Annotated in this window: 5 protein-coding genes; all 5 read right to left on the bottom strand. The window is 65.9% G+C overall.

The genetic code is table 11. From position 1 onward, the window contains the following. Positions 1-339: 339 nt before the first annotated feature. Positions 340-1,119: a sulfur oxidation c-type cytochrome SoxA gene (soxA, locus tag WCB02_RS20075; RefSeq protein WP_423960734.1), complete on the bottom strand. Its 780-nt coding sequence runs from the start codon at positions 1,117-1,119 to the stop codon at positions 340-342. After that, positions 1,116-1,436 (bottom strand): thiosulfate oxidation carrier complex protein SoxZ, encoded by a 321-nt coding sequence (soxZ, locus tag WCB02_RS20070; protein WP_423960731.1) that lies wholly within the window; start codon positions 1,434-1,436, stop codon positions 1,116-1,118. Before soxZ ends, soxA begins: the two co-directional genes overlap by 4 nt. Positions 1,437-1,439: 3 nt before the next feature. Then, a complete protein-coding gene (locus WCB02_RS20065) occupies positions 1,440-1,916 on the bottom strand; it encodes a SoxY-related AACIE arm protein (protein WP_423960729.1) in 477 nt (158 codons plus the stop codon). Positions 1,917-1,929: 13 nt separating this feature from the next. After that, complete coding sequence (soxX, locus tag WCB02_RS20060; protein WP_423960736.1) at positions 1,930-2,361, bottom strand: sulfur oxidation c-type cytochrome SoxX; 432 nt, start codon at positions 2,359-2,361, stop codon at positions 1,930-1,932. A gap of 13 nt (positions 2,362-2,374) precedes the next feature. Then, the coding region (locus WCB02_RS20055) for an FCSD flavin-binding domain-containing protein (protein ID WP_423960728.1) at positions 2,375-3,100 on the bottom strand (726 nt) is incomplete at its 5' end.

The raw sequence follows: 3,100 nt of genomic DNA, 5'->3' as shown, positions 1-3,100 counted from the left end.
CTTTGGAGGCCGCTCAGCCCGACCGGGCGGAGTGGCCACGCCGAAGGCGACGGTGTCAAACAAGCCGGATCGCCGGGGAGAGCGCGAAGTAAGCCGTAAAGCCATTGCGCAGGGAATGTCGGAGTGTTTCCGCTGAACCTGTATGCTCGTGTGCTTTGTTTTCGTTCTGCTATTTGCACACGAGACCGCGGGTGCAGCGTGCACCCGGCATTCCCTGCGCCCTCGTTCTCGAGGCGCAAGACTTCTGGCAAAGCTCGGGCGCATCACGCCGCGAGACCGTGAACCCGTATCTGGGTTTGAATGCGAATTCGTGGGCGCGGGCTTGGGCGCATCCGCCCTTCAGGGCCGCACCGCCGGCGTCTCCATCGGCATGCCCTTCGCCCGTACCATCAGATAGAGCTCGAGCTCGACCAGTTCGGGCGCGCCGTAGTCGTAAGGTTGCGCGCGGACGCCGAAGATGCAGCCGCGCAGGCGCCGTTCCAGCGAGCCGAGCGATTGCCATTCCAGCCGGTACAAGGGATAGCCGGTCGGCTGGCCCTGCGTGATCGCTGAGCCCGCAAGGTGCTTGTCAAAATTGTCGTCGTGGCAATTGGCACAGGCGAGGTTGAGCTGGCCCTCGCGATGCAGAAACAAGTCGTGGCCCCTGTCAATGAAGGGTTTGAGTTGCGGATCGTCGCCGGCCGCAATCGGCATGCCCAGCGACTGCCGGGCGACGAAGGCGGTCAGCGCCAGCAGGTCGTGGCTTTCATAGGGCAACGGCGTCGCCTGCTGATGATTGGCGCGGCAGAGATTGATGCGCTGCTCCAGAGTGACGGGGCGTGAGAGAGACGGCTCGAACGCCGGATAGCGGGCGGCCGTGCCCTTCATGCTGGTCGATGCATCGTCATGGCAGTCCGCGCAGGCCTTGTCAGCCGCGCCCATCTTCTTCTTCCACAACGCTTCGCCGTCGAGCACGGACAGCATGCCGGGATTGGCGGTGTCGTCGTCCTGGATCGCCCTGGTCTCCGGCGTCATGAAGCTGTAGCCGGAGCGGCGCTGGTCGGGCGGGATCTCACTGGCCGCGAGGGGGACGGCGATGAGCAGCAGCGCCGCCAGCATGATCGTGCGCGAAGTCGTCATTCGACGCTGATCGAGGCCGACGCGGTTTCGGAAAAGCCCTCGTCGCCGATCCATTCGAACTCGAATTTGCCGCTGTCCCTGGCGATCGTGAAGAACGACAAGAACGGGTTGGCGGCGATCGCCGGAAACAGGTCGGCGCGAAAGATCTCCTCGCCATTGTAGCGGCACGTGAAGCTGGTGATGATGTTGCGCGGAACGAGGTCGCCGGCCGCGGTGCGGCGAAAGCCGGTCTCCATGATATGCGACACCAGGGCCTTGATCTCGATGATGTCGCCGCGCTTCGCCTTGTGCGGGACGTTGATCAATGCGGCGGCCATGGATCAGTCCTCCTCGGTGCAGGCCGCCAGCGTCACCACGACGTCGACGCTTGCAGACCAGAACGAGCCGTCTGACAGCCGCGCGATGGCCGTGATCGTCTGGCTGTCGGCGAGCCGGATCCGGGTTCCGACCTGGGCGCGGCCGGCGCGGGGGCCGAGGTGGAAATTGCCGATATTCGGCTGCGGGTTCTTCTCGTTGAAGACGTGGATCGCCTTGACGTAGTCCTGCTCGGTCATCGGACTGTCGACGCTGACTGTCATCGGCACCGTGTTGCCATTCTCGACCAGAGGCGGCACGTCGAGCTTGACCTTGCCGGCATGCACGGCCGCCTCGCCGACGATGGCACGGATGGCTGCGGCCAGCATCGCCGGCGTTGCCTCCGCGGGGCGCACCATTACGCCCGGAGCGGCGCCGGCGATGGCGGCGCCGCCGGCAAGGCCGAGAAAGCGGCGGCGCGTGGCGTGATCGCGGTGGTACATGGTCTTGACGTTCCTATTCGCGCAGCGTGGCAAGATAAGCCAGGATATCTTCGATCTGTTCCGCCGACAGGATCGGCTTGCCGCGCCAGGCGTGGCCGACGCGATCCAGGCCGTCGACGCGATAATAGGACGGCATGATCGTTGCGGGATTGAGACGGGACGCATCGACCAGCCGCAGCCGCAGCTGGCTCACGCTCCAGCGGCTGCCGGCGCCGGCCAGGCTGGGCGCGAGGTCACCCTGGAATTTCTGTTCCGGAAACGGCCCGGAGTGGCAGAGAATGCAGGTGCTGGCGCGGTCGACGATGAGCGCACGGCCGCGCGCGGCGTCGCCGGCAGCGCCGGTCAGCGAATCCGGAATGCCGTCGCCGACGACGGTGTAAGGTGCGAGCGCCTGCGCCGCGGTGATCGCGGGCAGGGCGAACCCAAACACCGTCAGGCAGGCCATCTGGAGAACCGATCTAGCCAAAGCTGTCCGCCGTGATCGTGTGGTACCATCGTTGCGCATCCTCGGCTTCGCGCGCGCGCAATTCACGCGGCGCATCGACCGGACTGTTACCACCGCTGCCTTCGGCCTCGACAAAGATGTCGTCCTTGGGCTGATAGGTGCCGGCGAGCGAGAACGCGTAACCCGGCGCCACCGTGTTGTAGCAGATGCCCTGCAGCCGCGGCGCCTGCGGCGTCTTGCCGGAGAGCAGGCTCGCGACCGCGGCGGCGCAGGCCTTGCCTTGCGCGTTCGCGGCCGATGCCGATTTCGGAATTCCGCCGCCGAGACAGGCATCGCCGATGACATGGATGTCGGGCACGAGTTTTGAGGCGAAGCTTAAGGGATCGATCGGGCACCAGCCGCTGCGATCGGCGGCGCCGGCGATGTCGGCGATGCGGCCGGCCTTTTGCGGCGGGATCACATTGGCGACCGCCGGCGTGTAATTGCCGAACTCGGTGACGATGGTGTTGGTGGCGGGATCGACCGAGGTCACCCGGCCGCCCTGCGACAGTCCGATCCGTTCGATCATCGCGCCATAAAGCTCCTTCCATGCCGTCTCGAACAGACGCTGTTGCGGGATCGTGTCCTTGGCGTCGAGGATCAGGATTTTGGCGCGCGGCTTGTTCGCCTTCAAATAATGCGCGATCAGGCTGGCGCGCTCGTAAGGCGCCGGGGGGCAGCGCGCGGGGCTGGCCGGCAC

The organism is Bradyrhizobium sp. (assembly GCF_049581145.1).
GTDB lineage: Bacteria > Pseudomonadota > Alphaproteobacteria > Rhizobiales > Xanthobacteraceae > Bradyrhizobium.
The sequence above is the reverse complement of the archived record's forward strand: the minus strand, read 5'-3'. Positions and strand labels throughout refer to the sequence as shown.